We start from the raw sequence: 18,073 nt of genomic DNA on the forward strand, positions 1-18,073 counted from the left end.
TTGGCTAACGATCGCAATCCAACTGTTTAAACCCGAATCTTTGCTCATGACCTGCTTTGTGTCACGACGATTTATCTTAACATCTGATTCTTCAAAAAACCTGCCCTTGAAAGCAGTCCCCAGTCCCCTATTCCCTACTATAGATATACAGATTTCTTAATTTTTTGCAAAATAAACTAAAAAACAGTCAAAATACTGTAACCGCTTTGGAGGTTAGGATATATTGTGGATTGCTCAAAGCCTGAAAATAACCGGGTTTATACTTAGGAATCAGCACTTAGCCATACTGGAGTAACTATACATGACCTCTCCTCAGATTCAGTTTCGCGATCGCCAGTCTGAAGTAGACCTTTATCAACTCCAAGAGCTATTTAATATGTCTGCTTTTTGGGCGAAAGGACGCAGTATTGAGGATTTACGCATAGCTATTGCTAACAGTGACCCGGTGATTTCTGTTTGGGATGGGGAACGTTTAATCGGTTTTGCTAGAGCAACTTCCGATGGTATCTATCGCGCTACCATCTGGGATGTTGTCATTCATCCAGACTACAGAGGTAATGGCATAGGCAGCAAATTAGTTGAAACTGTCTTAGCTCACCCCAAAATGAGATGGGTAGAGCGTGTATATTTAATGACTACTCATCAACAAAAGTTTTATGAAAAAATCGGCTTCCAAGCCAATAACAGCACCACTATGGTGCTAGATAATCAGTCAAGAATGAGCTACTTAGCTACTCCAGAAATTCAGTTTCAGGAATCGCTAGGGGAATAGACAACCGAAGTCTAGTCATTTTCTCTTGTACGTCGGTTTCTGGGAAGGGAAGGATTTCTAACTTTCCTCCCATTGCGGCTAAAAGTTTTTGGCTCAGTAATACTTTCATTGCTGGGGAAAGACCAGATTTCTGTTTCTCGGCTAGGGGAGATTCATCAGTAATTGTCAGTAAATCAATTGCCTCACTTTTAACTAGAGCGTGATTAGGTAAATCCAAGCAAATATAAATATCCTTACTAGTTGGTGCTAGCTTTGCGGATATAGAAATACTGCCTTCTTTCATCTGAGAAATAGCAGTGTCTACTAAATTTAATAATACTTGTCTTAGCCATCTGGGGTCTGCCAAAACATAAATTTCTGGGTCTGGGGGCAAAATTTGCAACTTTAAATTGCGATCTACCGCCAGCATATAAGTTAAATTATGGATTTCTTGTAAAGTCTCAGCTAAAGATTTTGGCTGAATATCTAATCTGTTATTACCATGTTCTGTCTTAGCTACATTCAAAATTTCATCCATCAGATGCAGCAGTTTCAAGGCTCTTTCATGAGCTTGAGCAATAAATTCCCGCTCTTCTGCTGGATCTTCGCAAAGGTCAGACAAAATTAACTGATGTAAGCCAATTAAACCATTGAGTGGCGATCGCAATTCATGGGTAGTTCGCGCCAAAAAACCCCCTTTAAACTGGCTCATCTCCCGCGCCATTTCATAGGCTAGCTGTGTTTGTTGGAGCTGTTGCAGGAGTTGTGATTTATGCTCTCGCTCCCCCGGTGTAACTGCGGACTGCTGGGAACTAGAATTCACAGACCTCCCCAATAACCCCCGAACACCCATCCCCAGCAGTAATCCTGCTCCTAGATATAGCCAGTTGCTCCAATCCATAATATTTAGACAGTTATTAACTTATTAAATTGACCACAAAGCATTAAAAACAGTTTCCCTACTTCTTAGTTCACCAGTTCTACTAATTTACTCAAAATCAAGAAAACAACATTTTTAGGACTTACGCATGAAAACGAAAAATCAAGGGTTTGGACAAGGGTATAGGGGTATAGCGCAAAGTCTGAGCGCCGGCTTCCGGCGATCAGAACTTTGTAAGAGAGGGGTGTAGGGGGGTAAGCCTTCAAAACCTACACCCTTACACCCTTACACCCTTACACCCAGTCTTAACAGATAACATTGGTGCGTAAGTCCTGATTTTGACAACTCCCCGCCGTAAAACGGCGAAGATTCTTCAAATGTCTGGAAAATGGGGAGCAGGGGAGCAGGGGAGCAGGGGAGCAGAGGAGAAAATATTCATCATCACTGACAACTGTCAACTGTCAACTGTTAACTGTCAACTGTCAACTGTCAACTGTCAACTGTCAACTGTCCCCTACTCCACCCCTACCGTTGTCTGAACAACTCCTCCAGAGTTGCGAGTATCCACATTTGGTAAACGGCTATAATTAGTTAATAATGGGACTTCTTGACGACAAGACAGACAAAACCAATATAATTCGCCGTGACGAACATGACGGAGGAGAGAACCACCGCAGCATGGGCAATTATTGGCTCGCAGACTCATACCAATGTCCTCCTACAAGAAAAATCTCTGTTGAAAAATGATGAAAAAAGTTTTTGTTTAAAATCGGATTTTAGTCGCATAAACGTAACCATTTAATTTGATGCGGGTTAGAAAAATTTATTTATCAACCGCTTCATCATTTGGTTAACGCTAAATTTGTGTTCTACATACTTTCTACAACTACGTCATTCTAGTTCCAAAGCATCAGGTATCATCCCAATTACTGTTGTACTAATTGCCATTGATTTAATCATCACTAGCCCAAAAGATTCTCGCTACTTGATGGGTAAGAGAGTAATTGCAGCATTGCCTAAAGGTTCAGTTTTTGGTGTATGGTTAATTTCGTCTAAATATTCAATTTGTCTACCATCTATATGGGAAACAATATCTTGTTCAAAAAAATTGGCATCTACTGCATCTACCTTCCCAGCCATTTTTTCAGCTTCTTCGGGAAAAATATTCCTAAAAATGCCAAGTATGGCGGTTCTTTTGGTTGGTCAATGAACGGATAATTTTTTGGCTCAATGCCGTTATAAACGGTTCTAATATAGTTGAGATGAAGTTGACGCTGGCGTTGCTAATACTAACGTCTGCTTACTGGTAATGGTGACTAAAAACCTTCTGCTGATCTTTGGTAAAGTTACCGTGCAGAGTATGCACTGTAGGAGTCCTTACCAAACTCGCTCAAGTTAATGCACCAAACCCTACATGAGAATCGCATCCCGCCGCATTCTGATAGACTTGCCTCAGTTTTACGGTTTTATACAAGGCATACTCTGGGATATTTCTATCTAAGCGCCATGCAAGTGAATAAACGTCCTCTAACTTTGCCAAGGCTTGAGAATCGCGCTAAGGCAAATAATCTTACCTCATAACCGCAACGAACTAGTTAATTAGTCAACGTGACTTACTACTAGTTCAATCCCTCCATCATTGAGGGGTGAAAGTCGTTCCTATAAGGGAGCAACTTGAGCGATTTTCATAAATTGTGATGGTTCTGTCGGTAAAATGCTCCTCGCAAATAAGACCAACAATATCTTATGAGCAATTACATTATTACTTACTATTTTGACATCTAAATTAACCTAACTGGGAAATATAGGTTAACTGTGTATTGTCAAAGCCCTCAACATTTGAAACCGTTAGCTTTAGCCGCTTGACGACTATTTATAGAATATAGCTGAATTTTTCTTGATTCATCTATCTGCGGAATCATAAGTATGTAGAATAATTTGTATCCAAACAGACAAAAAGATAGATTTTGTAGCTAACACTACTAAAAATCTTGTTTGGGATCAATGTTTTATAGTCTGATTCTGAAGCAACGCTAAAAATACGTAGTAAATTGATAAAGATTAAATAATTATAAGAACGAGCTGATAAAAATTTATCATTCATTTACATATTGTTCAGTAACTAATGAAAGTCGCTACTTGGAATGTTAACTCGGTTCGCACTCGTCTAGAGCAAGTTGTTGATTGGTTAAAACAAAATCCCGTCGATGTTCTGTGCTTGCAAGAGACAAAGGTTGTAGATGCTGATTTTCCGCGATCGCCCCTGGAAGATTTGGGCTACAACTTATATATATCGGGGCAGAAAGCCTATAACGGTGTAGCCTTAATTAGCCAGCAACCGCTAGTAGATGTTAAGTGCGGATTTACGCCGATTTTGCCGGATATAGACCCAAAGTGGGATGAACAAAAGCGGGTAATTACTGGTGTAATTGATGGCGTGCGGATTGTCAACCTTTACGTACCCAATGGATCAGCGATCGCCAGTGAAAAATACGACTATAAACTACGCTGGTTAACAGTGCTAAGAGAGTATTTGCGATCGCTCCTACTATTACAACCCGCCATCTGTGTATGCGGCGACTTTAACATCGCCCTAGAAGACATAGACATTCACGAAAAAGTCAACGCCGCAAATCATATTATGGCATCGCCAGCCGAGCGCCAAGCTTTACGAGATGTCCTAGAACTGGGATTTGCCGATGCTTTTCGCAAATTCACCAGCGAAGGCGGACATTACAGCTGGTGGGACTACCGCGCCGCCTCCTTCACCCGCAACAAAGGCTGGCGCATAGACCATCACTACCTCACACCCATACTGTACGAACAAGCAAAAAGCTGCATCATTGATATATCTCCCAGAAAATTAACTCAACCGAGTGACCATACCCCAGTCATAGTGGAATTTTAAAGCTGAGATTCTAGACTAGGGACTAAATCAGTTAACAGTTATCAGTTATCAGCTTGTGTTAACTGTTCACTGATAACTGTTCACTGATAACTGATAACTGAAAAACCCTATCCTTAATCACTATGTTTTTGGTAACTGGAGCAACAGGAGACATCGGTCGCCGAGTTGTGCGACTGCTACGCGAACAACAGCATTCTGTCCGCGCCTTTGTTCGTCTCACCTCGCGTTATGGCGAACTAGAACACAGAGGAGCCGAAATCTTCATCGGTGATTTACGGCGAGAAAAAGATATTGCCAAAGCTTGTCGGGGTGTGCAATATATTATCAGCGCTCACGGTTCTGATAGCGATGCGCTCAACCTTGACTACCGCGCTAACATCGAACTCATCGACCAAGCTAAAGCCAACGGCTTGCAGCACTTTGTCTTTATTTCCGTATTAGGAGCAAACCGGGGGTATGAAGATGCTCCCGTGTTCAAAGCTAAACGAGCTGTAGAAAATTATTTAGCGGCTAGTGGCATCAATTACACTATTTTACGTCCGGCTGGATTAGCATCTAATTTGCTAACTTTAGCAGAACGGTTTCGGGAAACAGGGTTATATTTGTTGATTGGCGACCCCAAAAACCGTACCTCAATTGTCAGTACAGATGATTTAGCAAGGATAGTAGTGGATTCAGTAAAAGTTCCAGGCGCTCTCAACCAAATATTTTCCGTAGGGGGGCCAGAGATTTTATTGCGTGAGGACATTCCCCAAATTTTTAGCCGGATCTTTAATAGACAGCCCATAGTAATCAATTCACCATTAGTTACAGTTGATGGGTTGCGGGGTATCCTGGGCTTAATTAATCCTGAAGCAAAACAAGCTTTAGGCACATTTCGCACATTACTGTCCAATGAATTTTTCTGTAGAAAAGATGAGATAGCTCAGTTAGAGCAGACCTTTAACTTCCCCTTGGAAACCTTAGAGAGTTTTTTAAGGCGCTATTTAGCTGTTTAGTCAGTAGTTAGTTGTCAGTGGTCAGTTGTAATCACCACTGACAACTGATAACTGATAACTGATAACTGATAACTGATAACTGACAAATCAAAAACTTTATGAAATATTCCTTATTAGCCAACGCTGCTCAAGCACGTCAAACAAAACAGCAATTTGCTAGACCAGAAGACCAACTATCTTACGAATTGGGTAAGGCGGTGAAAGAATTGCCGCCAGTTTACACTAGATTATTAGCAGGAACTATTAGCTTAGTAGTATTTGGTGCGATCGCCTGGGCTGGTTTATCAGAAATAGACGAAGTAGCCGTCGCTCAAGGGGAATTGATTGCTTCCTCCCAAGTCAGACCAGTGACATCATTGGGTGATGGAGTGATTAAAATAATTAAAGTGAAAGAAGGCGATCGCGTCACCAAAGATCAAGTATTAATTCAACGTGACCCAGACCTGAAACAAACTGATGTGACTCGACTAGGCCAATCCACTAAACTTATTCAAGAAGATTTACGGCGTTTAGAAGCCGAACGCTTGGGTGGACAGTCCACCGGCACACAAATACAGGATGAACTCTTAAAAGCTCGCCTCAAAGACTATCAAGCACGCCAAGCAGCAGCAGAAGCAGAAGCAGGTCGTCAACGTGCCTTAATTGATCAGGCGAAAGTGCGGCTACTGCGGTTACAAGAGAATGTAGTCAATGCTAGAACTAGTGTTGCTAACGCCAAAACTAACCTACTCAATGCTAAAAGCATCAGTACCCAAGTACAAGACAACCTAAAAATTGCTCAAAATAGAGAGGAAAATTTACGCACCTTAATCACTCCAGGCGCTGTTCCGCGAGTTGATTACCTAGAAGCAAAAGAAAGATTGGGTCGCGCCCAAGCAGAGATTACCAGATCCAAAGATGAAGTTATCAACGCCCAAAATCGCCTAACCGAGGCTGAAGATAAAGTTACATCTTTAGAAAGAGACATGGCTGCTCAAGCTCAAGAAATCCGCCAAGCCGAACAAGCCTATCAAGCTGCAAAAAATCAAGCACAACGAGTAGCATCAGAGCGCCAAAGTGAAATCTTAACCGAGATGAACAAGCGCAAAGAAGAATTAACCAACGTTGCTGGACAGTTTGAGCAAGCCAAAAAACAAAAAGACGGCGAAACTATCAAAGCTCCTGTTGCTGGCACAATATATAAAATCAAGGCGACTAAAGGGCCAGTACAAGCAGGTGAAGAGTTATTATCAATCCTACCAGAAGGTGAGGACATATTACTAGAAGTAAAAGTTCTCAACCGTGATATTGGATTTATTCGCAAAGGCATGAGAGCAAAAGTTAAAATGGCAACCTTCCCCTTCCAAGAATTTGGTACAGTTGAAGGTGAAGTAGTACAAGTCAGCCCCAATGCCACAGTCGATAAAGAGTTGGGCTTAGTTTTTCCCACCAGAATTAAACTCAATCAGCACTCAGTTTCTGTTCGCGGTCAAGAAGTAGGATTTACTCCAGGTATGGCTGCAACTGGTGAAATTGTCACTCGCAAGAAGTCAATTTTAACCTTCATCATGGAACCCGTAACTCGGAGATTTAGCGAAGCATTTTCCGTGAGGTAATCAACTTCGGTAAGTTGCATTTTTCTTACTTAACTTGTTTCCAATTTTGCATCATCATTGACTTAAAAATCAAATTCAAAAACCTCTTAATGTCGTAGGGTGGGCAATGCCCACCATTTTTTTATTGAAACATTTATATTACGTGAGTTCGATGAACCTCTCCCTCCCAACCTCCCTCTCCTAAAAGGCGTTCGCGTAGCGTCTCCGTCAGGAGAGGGAGGAGAAACGAAAAACCTCACCCTCGTCCCCTCTCCTCGTAGGAGAGGGGTTAGGGGAGAGGTCAAAACAACGCTTGTCGAACTCACGTTATATTTGTAATTTTCATAGTAAAATTATTAAGATTTAGCTTGAAAAAATTACCAGTAATTACCATTTATTTTTAACATACATTTTCGGAAATTGTTCTGGTGGGCAATGCCCACCCTACTAAAGAGCGAAAATCTTGCTCATTCCTTTGGTTCCCAAAGGATACGGCGTTTATCTACTGTTCATTTTACCCAAATTTATCGCAAATTTTAGCCTTCTAAACCGTTATATCTGAAGGTAAAAGTAAAGCATTCTCAAAGCAATCTTGTACTTTGGGAGTTACATTACTAGCAGTTTTGAAGCAATTTACTAACAAACTATTTCCCTCCCAGTATTGCTGAATTAGTTGCAACTGTTCCTCACTAAATTGCCAATCATAAACCATCTGACGGTGAATTAAAATCAATTCTTTTAACCTTGCAATCCAACCTTCACCTTTAGATTGCCACCATGATTTCAAGATATCTCTATCTTGTTGTGAACTAGGCAATTCTTGTTTAAGACTTGCCAAAGATTCATATAAAGATGAATGCTCTTGTAGTAGAGAATTAATATCAAGCGCCAACTCAATAGCAGAAATGCGCTTACAAAAGAGCGTTGGAGTCAGAGAACAACTAACTCCAAGGATATGAATTAAAGCTAAATCTAAAGCTAAATCATCAGCTAGTTTTCCTGCAAGCTTCCTATCCAAAGATACAGCTAGAGTTTGGTTGCGTGATAAAGTATGGTCAGCAGGTAGAACAAGGGTAAAATAAAAAGCCCGTACAGCAGATGGATGATAATTTGAGCTAACTGTTGAAGACTTTTGCATCACCCAAGCGAGTAATCGATTTAATTCTTGATCGGCAACAGCTAAATTATCAACTTGTTGCTTCATTAATTGAAAAAAGTCTTCAAATGGTTTAATATTCTCCGAAGTGAGCAGAATTATTTCACGCCAGCGTTTATCAAGCACATGATTAGCAGCTTTTGCTAAGGTTTTTTGGTCGCCATTAGCAATAAATCTTGCGGTAAAATATTCGTGAAACGTTAAATGAGAAAAAGAATAAATACCTCTAGCTTGTTCAACTAATAATCCATGCTGCAACTCAATGGCTTTCAGTACAGCTTTACTATTTAGTTGTAAATCTTCTATGTCATCCGGTGCGTTAGGTAGTAAATATAGATAATCAGATATTAACTGACAAATTCTATTATCTTCCAAAAAATAATCACCTTTTTCAAAAGAGATAGCAGCTATATAACTAAGCAATTTAATTTTTTGAGCTAAAGTTAAATGGCGATAAACTTCATCTCTTTTGATACCTCTGGCTTCATCCCAACGTACTAATAACAACTCTATTCCTTGGCGATAAATTTCCGAACGTTTAGCAGGAAATTCTCCTAAATATTGGAATACTAAACAGCTAAGATTTAGTAAGAGGGGTGTGGATGTTAAGTCTTGAATCAAGCGATTTTCTGGAAGTGCAATCTCTTTAATAAATTTAGAGGCTAATGCTTTTCTAAAACTGAGACTATTTTTAGCAAAAGCTGCAAACCATTTATTAACAAAACTTGATATTTGCGTTTGGGTAAATTCAGCAATCTGTACTTCAGCAAACCCTTGGAATTTTTGATGCCTGGATGCAGTCCGACAAGTGATAACTACTGTATTAGTATAAAAAGTATCAACAAAAGTATTAATTACATGATTAATCTTATCAAGATATTTATCTGCGACTTCATCTAGTCCATCTAGCAAAATTACAGCTTTACCTGCATAAAGTAACTCTTCCAGTTCTTGTTGTGTTATCTTACAAATATTAAATTCTGCAATCAAATAGCTTAATAAGGGGTTCTTATCATCAGAATTGATATTTTCAGCAAAGTCTCTCAAACTAACAAAAATTGGTACTCTTTGAGCCAAAAATTTACCTTGATTACAAAGTATAGCAATTGATTGTAAGAAAGTAGTTTTTCCTGAACCTGGGTTGCCAAGTACGAAAAGCTTAGGAAACTTCTCTATAGCTTGTAAACCTGTAATTTTCTTAGTTTTAATTTCCGGTACTACAGATTTAGTTAAATATTCACCGTCAGATATTTGTAAATCTGCAATATCTAGCCATCTTTGACTGGTAATTTCTTCTACTACGTTTACATCAACAAATAATTCATGTAATTCAACAGTACGAGCCACATCTAACACCCGGATATTACCGCATTGATGCTGGATTTTTTTTGAGTGAGCAACACGTACTTTAACTACTAAAGATTCACTGACAGGAGAATTATCACTTTCTAGTATCTGTGGGAATGATAAATCCTCATCTGGTGCAAATTCTGGCTTTTGAATAATCTCTTCTGGATTTAATTCTAGACTAAAACAAATTTCGTTAAATATATGACGAGCTACAGGTTTACCAGTAAAAAACTTCCAAATTGGTTGGCGGCTATCGATGCCAATTTGACTTGCAAGATAGTCTTGAGTCCAGCCTCTATTATTAAAAGCTTTTTTGGCTTTTCTTATACCTTCATTTGAAGCTTGAAGAGAGCGTTTAGCCATAATAATCCTAAAAATTAATAAAATTTTATGATTAATTTATATTAATTATATTTAGTGATTATATTAGTGGCAAGTGAATTATTTATCTTCATTCATTGACGTAATTGTTCTTAACGGTAGTGTAACTACAAAATTTGTTCCTTGACCAGGAATACTCTCGACAGATATTGTACCCTGATGCAGATCAACACATCGTTTCACAATTGCTAAACCTAATCCTGTGCCAGGAATTTTAGCCACATTATTAGCACGTTGGAAGGGTTCAAATAGTTTCTCTTGAAATTCTAAGGGAATACCTATTCCTTGGTCTTTTATTTGAAAACATACAGTATTTTCGTCACAAGTTAGGATTAAGGAAATTACACTACCTTGTGGTGAATACTTGACAGCATTAGAAAGTAAATTATTTAATAGATGCCATGCTAACTGCTCATCTAAATAAGCAATACAGTTTCTAGTATTTGTTATAAAGCTGAATTCATACTGCTCTTTCAATATTGACCCTAGAGATTCAGCTATTTCTTGGCAGAAACTTACTACTTCTATTGGTGTAAGATTGAAGACACAATTTTCAGCTTCAGACCTGCCGAGTGTTAGTATATTATCTAAAAGATGGGTTAAGCTATCAGTAGCAGATTCAATCCGGTGAATATAACTTTGTTTTTTTTCCTCGGATATGTTTTCGCCATAGGCTTTCAACATTTCAGCACTCAGCTTAATTGTAGTCAGAGGGTTACGAAATTCATGTGCTGCCATGTAAAGGTTCTGAGATTTCATTTCGCTATTGGACTCAGCAATTTGCTGACTATTTGTAGCAGCAATCAGTGCTTCTTTAACTTTAACTTCTGTTTGGTGTCGAGCCAGGGCAATTTCAATTGTCGTTGCTAAGATTCTTTCATCAAATGGTTTTAAAATGTAACCAAAGGGATGGGAAGCCTTAGCTCGCTCTAGTGTGGCACGGTCAGCATTAGCAGTTAGATAAACTACAGGCAAATTTAAGCGAGACTGGATTTCAAAGGAGGCTTCTATGCCATCGATTTCACCCTCTAGCCTGATGTCCATTAGCACTAAATCAGGACGCAAAGTTTCTGCTATGGAAAGAGCTTCTTCTCCTGATGCTACTAAGGCAGGAACATCATAACCTAAATGTTCTAAAGTTTCTCTTAGGTCATCAGCAACTAATTGCTCATCTTCAACTATCAAAATTTGAATAGGTTTCATAATTAATTTTTTAGTTGATTAGATTTATATAGGAATCTTATTTGAATTTTGAAAAAATTTTCGTACCTGTGGGCCGATGCACCGCTTACCGTATCATGGTTTTGGTGGGCAGTGCATCGGCCTACGTATGTTTCAAACATCAAGTAAGAATTATATAATTAATGGGAAGTTTTATTGTGTATTTTTTCACTAAAATTATAAATCTCCTTAATTTTTGTTAAAATTTCTTCTCGCTCCATAAGTTCATAGTCATCTATAAGCTTTTTCGATATAGACATAATGTAATTAAGAGGGTTGATTAAATCATCACTCATTAATGAGTAAAGTTCATTGTCTAATTTCTTTAATTTTTTTTGGGTTTGTCTATTAATGATTTCTTCTTTTTCTAGTCTGGCTTTTATTGCTCCTAATAAATCGGCTCTTGTAAAGGGTTTAATTAGATAATCATCTGCGCCTAATTCTATGGCTTGACGAATATCATTTTGAGAACCTTTGGCTGTTAAAAATATAAAAGGAATAGCTTCAGTTGTGGGATTTTCCCGCGCCCAAGTCACTACTTCATAGCCACTTACTTTAGGCATGGCTATATCACAGATAATTAAATCAGGGATTTCTGTTTGGAGAAATTTAATACCAGCTTGTCCGTTTTCTGCGTCCATAACAAGAAAGTTCTCCGCAGTCAGTATTTCTTTAATAATACTGCGAATATCTTCCTGGTCTTCAATTACTAAAATCTTTGTCATTAGAGTAAATATATTAGTTGGGTTACTTTAAAAAATGGTATCTAAATTTTAATTGTTTTGTTGATAACTAGGGTTGTTTATAAGGTATATCAACACTAAGATAAAACCAGGAAATCACTTATCAGGTTTAAACAAAAAAACATCCTTTTACAGTGTAATTACATAAATTTTGTTAGAAGAATCTAAATTAGAATTTACATAGGAAAAACAATAAATGTGATTTTATGTCTGAGGCTGTACATTTTATTTTAAATTAAAGTTAGGATTTTTTCTGGATTTTAAATTTTTATCTAATATCAAGTTCGGCTAATTACTTATAATATGGTTGTTTTGGTCGGTAATGGGTAATAGCTAATAGCTAATTGTTTTCTACCATTAGCAATTACCAATTACCAATTACCAACCCCGAAGATATGATAAGTGATTAAGCGGACATGATATAAGATAATTTCATATTTAACTTAAATCCTAAAAAACTGAGATAAAACTATATGAATATTGTTATGTGTAGTTAAGTTCTTAAAAGTTAACTAGCGCTTTTTGAAGAGCATATTCAGGTTTGACTCAGTTTAATTAAGCTTTTTAGCTTCATCATAGAGAACATTTCCATTTATTGATGAAAGACGATGCCTTTATCTGTGTGATATATGAAAAATTGCCACAAGTTAACCATTCTGGTGATAGATGACTGCGACGAAGATAGATATATCTATCGTCAGTATTTACAACAAGATAGATTATATAAATATGACATTCAAGAGGTGACGACAGTAAAACAAGCCCTAACATGGTGCCAACAGCAGACAGCAGATGTTATGTTGCTGGATTATTTATTACCCGATGATGATGGATTAGAATTTCTCCAACAACTCAGGAATAACCTAAATAATCAGCAATCTGCTGTGATCATGCTCACAGGTGTTGGTGACGAAGCGATCGCAGTTAACGCCATGAAAAATGGCGCTCAGGATTATTTAACCAAAAATCATTTGACACCAGAAATTTTACAAAGAACAATTCATTATGCAGTAGAAAGGATGCTGTTGAGCCGACAGTTAGAACAAAGTCAGCAACAGCAACAACTGATGTCAGCGATCGCTTTACGGATTCATCAGTCTTTGAACTTGGAAGAGATTTTGACGGCGGCGACACAAGAAGTACAGCAATTTCTCAAGGCAGACCGAGTATTAGTTTATCAATTTCAACCAGATATGAATGGTACTATTGTAGCAGAATCAGTACTGCCAGAATGGAAATCTGTGATTGGAGAGCAAATTGAAGATTGCTGTTTTCAACAAGAATTTGAAAACGGCTATCTCCAGGGGAGGAAAACAGCAATTAACGATATTTATCAAGCCAATCTGACAAATTGTCATTTACAGTTACTAGAGAAATTTGCAGTTAAAGCCAATCTAGTTGTAACGATTTTGGTAGCCAATAAATTATGGGGATTATTAATAGTTCATCAATGTAGCGCCGCGCGTAATTGGCAATCACTGGAGTTGGAATTGTTGGAACAGTTGGCGGTGCAAATAGCGATCGCCATTCAGCAAGCGATCGCCTTTGAACAAGCACAAGCAGAAATAGCAAAACGCCAACGCATAGAAGCAATTTTACGAGAAAGTGAAGCCAGATTTCGTCATACCTTTGAACAAGCAGCTGTAGGCATTGGTCATGTTTCCCTAACTGGACAATTTATCGACGTTAATCAGCGTTTTTGCGACATTACTGGCTACCCCAGTCCGGAACTGATGACTCTCACATTTCAAGATATTACCCATCCTGATGATCTTTGGGCTGATTTAGCCCAAGTGCAAAATCTGTTAGTAGGTTGTATTCCCACCTACTCAATGGAAAAACGCTATATTCATCGGGATGGAGGTGCTGTATGGATTAACCTGACAGTTTCTTTAGTGCGAAATGGGTTAGGCACTCCCCAATATTTTATCGCCGTCATTGAGGACATCAGCAAACGCAAACAAATCGAAGCAGCACTGCGGGAGAACGAGGAACGCTTGAGTTTAGCCCTAGAAGCTGCGGGTATGGGTAATTGGGATTGGAATATTCCAACAAATGAAATTCGCTGGTCTACAAATCTGGAAAGGGTGTTTGGCATAGAACCAGGGAGTTTTAATGGTCGGATAGAAACAGTGGTGGCGATGATACACCCAGATGATCGGCAACAGGTTTTACAAACCATCTATCGTGCCGTCTATGAGCGAGAAGATTACAAAATCGAATTTCGCTTTCTTCAACCCGATGGTACGCTACGTTGGGCGCTGAGTCGAGGCAAAGTATTGTATGACCAAAACGGACAACCTCTGCGGATGAGCGGTGTAGATATTGACATAACCGAAGGCAAACAGGCAGAAGCAGCCTTGAGAGAGAGTGAAGCTCGCTTTCAGGCATTTATGAATAACAGCCCTTCCGCCGCTTGGATTACTGATGACAATGGTCGGATACTGTATGTGAGCAAGACTTATCTGCATACCTTCCAACTACCATATAACAAGGTAGAAGATTTGATTGGCAAGACTGTATTTGAGATTTATCCAACAGAAATAGCCCAGCAGTTTGTTGATAATATTCACCATGTGGCACAGACTCAGCAAATTTTGGCAACCGTGGAAAAGGTTCCGAAATTAGATGGTGTAATAGGCGATTTTTTAGTCTATAAATTCCTTTTACCAGATACGAGTAGGCAATTAATGGTTGGTGGTATTGCAGTTGATATTAGCGATAAAATTCGTGCAGAGCAGGCATTACAACAACTTAATCAAGAACTGGAAGCGAGAGTTGCCGAACGGACGAGTGCTTTGCAAGAAAGTGAAGAACGTTGGCAGTTGGCATTGCGAGGCAGTAATGATGGTATTTGGGATTTAAACTTAAAAAATAATCAAGTTTTCTGTTCGGCTCGTTGGCATGAAATGCTGGGCTTTACTAATGATGAACTGCCTCCAAATCGAGAATCATGGTCGAGCCGAATTCATCCCGATGATTACGATCGCATCATGCAGGCGGTCGCTGACCATTTAGCCCAGAAAACACCGTTTTTTCAAGAAGAATATCAAATGCGATGCAAAGATGACTCCTATATATGGATATTAGACCGGGGTCAGGCATTGTGGAACGAAGCAGGCACTCCTATTCGCCTGAGCGGCTCGGTGACGGACATTACTAAACGCAAGCAAACTCAAACAGAGTTATTAGCTGTTACAAGATTGCAACAGGCGATTCTGACTAGCATTGATTACGCTATTATTTCTACCGATTCCCAAGGCATAATTCAAACTTTTAACCTTGCAGCCCAAAAGATGTTAGGTTACACCGCCGATGAGGTGATTGGCAAGTTAACCGCAGATACTTTTTACGACCCAGAAGAACTCAAGCAACGCAGTGATGAACTGATGCGGGAAATGAGCCGGGATATGACCTTGAGAGATTTATTTATTGCCAAAATTCAGACAGCAACCTATGAGGAGGAATGCAGTTTTATTCGCAAAGATGGTTCGCGCTTCCCTGTAGCTCTGTCCCTGAAACCCATGTTTAATCAAGAAGGAGAAGCTATTGGTAGTGTGGGCATCGCCAAGGATATCACCCAACAAAAACATATAGAAGCGCAACTACGCAGAAATGCCTCTTCCTTGGCTACGGCGCAACGAATTGCTCATCTGGGTAGTTGGGAACTAGATTTGTCAACGCAAAAGTTGATTTGGTCAGAAGAGCTATTTCACATATTTGGCCGCCATCCTGACTTGGGTACGCCGAGTTATCAACAAATGCTCGATTATATTCATCCAGAGGATCGCCATCACCGTAATTTTGCGGTGCAGCAAGCGATCGCCAAAGGGCAAGCTTATGAAATCGAGTATCGCTTTCATCGTGGCGATGGCAGTTTGGGTTACTTAATATCACGAGGTGAAGTCATTGTCAATACTGATGGTCAACCATGTCAATTAATTGGTACTATCCTCGATATTACTGAGCGTAAACAAACTGAAGAGCAATTACGTAACCTTTCAGATCGGTTGACCTTGGCGCTAAAATCAGCCAACATCGGCACTTGGGACTGGGATACTATCGACGAAGCCGAATGGGATGAACGAATGTATGAATTGTATGATTTCCATCGAGCTGATCGGGTGGTAACCTATCAAGATTGGGTAGATAGGCTTCATCCAGATGACCGGGATATGGCAGAAACTAGCTTGCAAGAGGCTTTGAGCGGAATTAAAGAATTTGATCCAGAATTTCGGATTATTCTCAATGATGGTAGTATCCGCTTTATCAAAGCTTCGGCGATCGTTCAACACAATCAACAGGGTGAACCAGAGCGCATGGTGGGAATTAACTATGATATTACCGAGCGCAAACAAGCAGAAGCGGCTTTGCGCGATAGTGAAAACCGTTATGCTACCTTGACAGAAGCTGCCCCAGTGGGTATTTTTCGGCTGGATGCTGCGAGTAATTGTATTTACGTCAACGAACGCTGGAGTGTGATGACAGCTAGACCAACACAAGCCGCGTTGGGGAAAGGATGGCTAGAAAATATCTATGAACAAGACCGCATTCAGTTGTTGATGGACTGTTCTGATCCTCGTGGAAAAAAATTTGACATACATGAAACCTGTCGGTGTGAAGTGAAATATCTACGTCCAGATGGGAATATCGCTTGGTTTTACATTCAGATAGTCCCGGAAATCAACCCCAGTGGCACGATTATCGGTTATATAGGAACCCTAACAGATATCACTGTTCGTAAACAAATTGAGTCAGAAGTTATTCACCATCGGGATTTGCGAGAAGCCATTTTTAATGAATCAGCAGATGCTCTTTTCTTGGTAGATAGTGATAATCAATTGATTTTCGATTGTAATCGTCGCGCAGTAGAATTGTTTGAGGTGGCAAACAAAGACCAATTAATTAATATTTCGGGAAATACACTGCTACGGCATCCATTCTCTGTGCAAGAATGGGATGAACTGATGTGTGAATTAAATCAAAAATCCTATTTGGTTCGAGAATTGGAATATACCACCCGTAAAGGTAATTTCTTTTGGGGGAGTTTAGCTGCTAAACAAATTAGCGCCGCCGGACAGGTAATTAATTTGGTGCGCTTGTCTGATATTAGCGAACGCAAAAAAGTGCTAGAACAAATTCAGCGATCGCTAGATGAGAAAGAAACCTTACTCAAAGAAATTCATCATCGAGTCAAAAACAACCTGCAAATTATTTCTAGCCTGTTGAGGATGCAGTCTCGGCGTTCTTTTGATGAAGCAACTTTATTGTTGTTTACTGAATCACAAAATCGGGTACAGTCAATGGCTTTGATTCACGAACAACTTTATCAATCAGCAGATATTCATCAAATCAATTTTGGCAACTACATCAAAAGTTTGACAGATAGTTTATTTCGCTGCTACGGAGTCAGTCAAAAAAATATTGTTCTCCATCTAGAAACCAATGGCATTAAATTGATTCTAGATAATGCTATTCCTTGCGGCTTGATAATTAACGAGTTGGTTTCTAATAGTTTAAAATACGCTTTTGGTAAACAACAGCAAGGCAATATTAGAATTTCTCTCCAAGAAACACCAGAAAACGAATTAGTTTTAATGGTGCGAGATAGCGGTGTTGGCATTCCTGAAACATTAGATTGGGAAAATGCCAACTCTTTAGGTTTAAGAATTGTGAGAAACTTAGTCAGGCAGCTTAAAGGTAAGATTATTCTGGAGCGCGATCGCGGTACAACCTTTTATATTTGCTTTCCTCAATGAGAGAAATTTGTACCTAATAACAGGGGACAGGGAACAGGTGACAGGTGACAGGCTTGAAAGTTATACCGTTTCTTGATGTAGCTTGTCTGGCGTAGTTAGTAGGGTGCGTCCGTATGAATATTTTTTTGGGAACTTGACACCAATGGCTGTTCGGCCCACCCCACAAGAATTTTACTAACTTTAGGGTATGTTTTATCCTTCCCAGTCCCCAGTCCCCAGTCCTGACAGGTGTAGGTTTTTTACTGGTGTTCCAAAAACCTTGGTTTGGGGTGTAAGGGTGTAGGGGTGTAGGGGTGTAGGGGTGGATGAAACAATGATTTTCTCGTTAGTTTTATAGTCCTTACTCACTGCT

General features: G+C 39.4%; 10 protein-coding genes and 1 pseudogene. 5 read left to right on the forward strand and 6 right to left on the reverse strand.

Going from position 1 to position 18,073, the window contains the following annotated elements:
* The first annotated feature begins 301 nt into the window (after nt 1-301).
* Nucleotides 302-772, forward strand: coding sequence for a GNAT family N-acetyltransferase (locus H6G83_RS27845; protein WP_190478099.1), 471 nt, complete (start codon nt 302-304; stop codon nt 770-772).
* Here the strand turns inward: H6G83_RS27845 and H6G83_RS27850 are convergent.
* From H6G83_RS27850 to H6G83_RS27860, 3 genes and pseudogenes are all read right to left on the reverse strand, one after another.
* Nucleotides 732-1,652: a sensor histidine kinase gene (locus H6G83_RS27850; protein ID WP_190478101.1), complete on the reverse strand. Its 921-nt coding sequence runs from the start codon at nt 1,650-1,652 to the stop codon at nt 732-734. The two genes, H6G83_RS27845 and H6G83_RS27850, sit on opposite strands and share 41 nt — an antisense overlap.
* A 493-nt stretch (nt 1,653-2,145) precedes the next feature.
* On the reverse strand, nt 2,146-2,337 hold the full coding sequence (locus tag H6G83_RS27855) for a hypothetical protein (protein WP_190478103.1): 192 nt from the start codon (nt 2,335-2,337) through the stop codon (nt 2,146-2,148).
* A gap of 57 nt (nt 2,338-2,394) precedes the next feature.
* Nucleotides 2,395-3,260: pseudogene (locus H6G83_RS27860) on the reverse strand (glycosyltransferase family 4 protein).
* Between the two features lie 496 nt (nt 3,261-3,756).
* Here H6G83_RS27860 and xth point away from each other — a divergent pair.
* The 3 genes from xth (at nt 3,757) to H6G83_RS27875 (ending at nt 7,132) form a co-directional block, all read left to right on the forward strand.
* Nucleotides 3,757-4,539, forward strand: a complete 783-nt coding sequence (gene xth / locus H6G83_RS27865) for an exodeoxyribonuclease III (RefSeq protein ID WP_190478105.1) — start codon at nt 3,757-3,759, stop codon at nt 4,537-4,539.
* 122 nt (nt 4,540-4,661) lie between these two features.
* The gene (locus tag H6G83_RS27870) at nt 4,662-5,537 is read left to right on the forward strand and encodes an SDR family oxidoreductase (protein ID WP_190478107.1); all 876 of its coding nucleotides are present in this window, start codon (nt 4,662-4,664) and stop codon (nt 5,535-5,537) included.
* 98 nt (nt 5,538-5,635) lie between these two features.
* Nucleotides 5,636-7,132, forward strand: coding sequence for an HlyD family efflux transporter periplasmic adaptor subunit (locus H6G83_RS27875; RefSeq protein ID WP_190478110.1), 1,497 nt, complete (start codon nt 5,636-5,638; stop codon nt 7,130-7,132).
* Nucleotides 7,133-7,655: 523 nt separating this feature from the next.
* Here H6G83_RS27875 and H6G83_RS27880 read toward each other — a convergent pair.
* From H6G83_RS27880 to H6G83_RS27890, 3 genes are all read right to left on the reverse strand, one after another.
* Nucleotides 7,656-9,980, reverse strand: coding sequence for an NACHT domain-containing protein (locus tag H6G83_RS27880; protein WP_190478112.1), 2,325 nt, complete (start codon nt 9,978-9,980; stop codon nt 7,656-7,658).
* Nucleotides 9,981-10,058: 78 nt separating this feature from the next.
* Nucleotides 10,059-11,201, reverse strand: coding sequence for a hybrid sensor histidine kinase/response regulator (locus tag H6G83_RS27885; RefSeq protein WP_190478114.1), 1,143 nt, complete (start codon nt 11,199-11,201; stop codon nt 10,059-10,061).
* Nucleotides 11,202-11,359: 158 nt separating this feature from the next.
* Nucleotides 11,360-11,944, reverse strand: a complete 585-nt coding sequence (locus tag H6G83_RS27890; protein WP_190478116.1) for a response regulator — start codon at nt 11,942-11,944, stop codon at nt 11,360-11,362.
* A gap of 647 nt (nt 11,945-12,591) precedes the next feature.
* On the opposite strand from H6G83_RS27890, the gene H6G83_RS27895 reads away from it, so the two are divergent.
* Entirely contained in the window at nt 12,592-17,721 is a 5,130-nt protein-coding gene (locus tag H6G83_RS27895) for a PAS domain S-box protein (protein WP_190478118.1), read from the forward strand.
* The last annotated feature ends 352 nt before the right edge of the window (nt 17,722-18,073 follow it).

Origin of the sequence: Anabaena azotica FACHB-119 (assembly GCF_014697625.1) — a bacterium.
Lineage (GTDB): Bacteria > Cyanobacteriota > Cyanobacteriia > Cyanobacteriales > Nostocaceae > Trichormus > Trichormus azoticus_A.

Excerpts from the sequence above, each read along its gene's own strand:
- H6G83_RS27895 (WP_190478118.1), top strand. The coding sequence starts at position 12,592 with ATGAAAAATTGCCACAAGTTAACCATTCTGGTGATAGATGACTGCGAC.
- xth (WP_190478105.1), top strand. The coding sequence starts at position 3,757 with ATGAAAGTCGCTACTTGGAATGTTAACTCGGTTCGCACTCGTCTAGAG.
- H6G83_RS27880 (WP_190478112.1), bottom strand. The coding sequence starts at position 9,980 with ATGGCTAAACGCTCTCTTCAAGCTTCAAATGAAGGTATAAGAAAAGCC.
- H6G83_RS27855 (WP_190478103.1), bottom strand. The coding sequence starts at position 2,337 with ATGAGTCTGCGAGCCAATAATTGCCCATGCTGCGGTGGTTCTCTCCTC.
- H6G83_RS27850 (WP_190478101.1), bottom strand. The coding sequence starts at position 1,652 with ATGGATTGGAGCAACTGGCTATATCTAGGAGCAGGATTACTGCTGGGG.
- H6G83_RS27845 (WP_190478099.1), top strand. The coding sequence starts at position 302 with ATGACCTCTCCTCAGATTCAGTTTCGCGATCGCCAGTCTGAAGTAGAC.
- H6G83_RS27875 (WP_190478110.1), top strand. The coding sequence starts at position 5,636 with ATGAAATATTCCTTATTAGCCAACGCTGCTCAAGCACGTCAAACAAAA.
- H6G83_RS27890 (WP_190478116.1), bottom strand. The coding sequence starts at position 11,944 with ATGACAAAGATTTTAGTAATTGAAGACCAGGAAGATATTCGCAGTATT.
- H6G83_RS27870 (WP_190478107.1), top strand. The coding sequence starts at position 4,662 with ATGTTTTTGGTAACTGGAGCAACAGGAGACATCGGTCGCCGAGTTGTG.
- H6G83_RS27885 (WP_190478114.1), bottom strand. The coding sequence starts at position 11,201 with ATGAAACCTATTCAAATTTTGATAGTTGAAGATGAGCAATTAGTTGCT.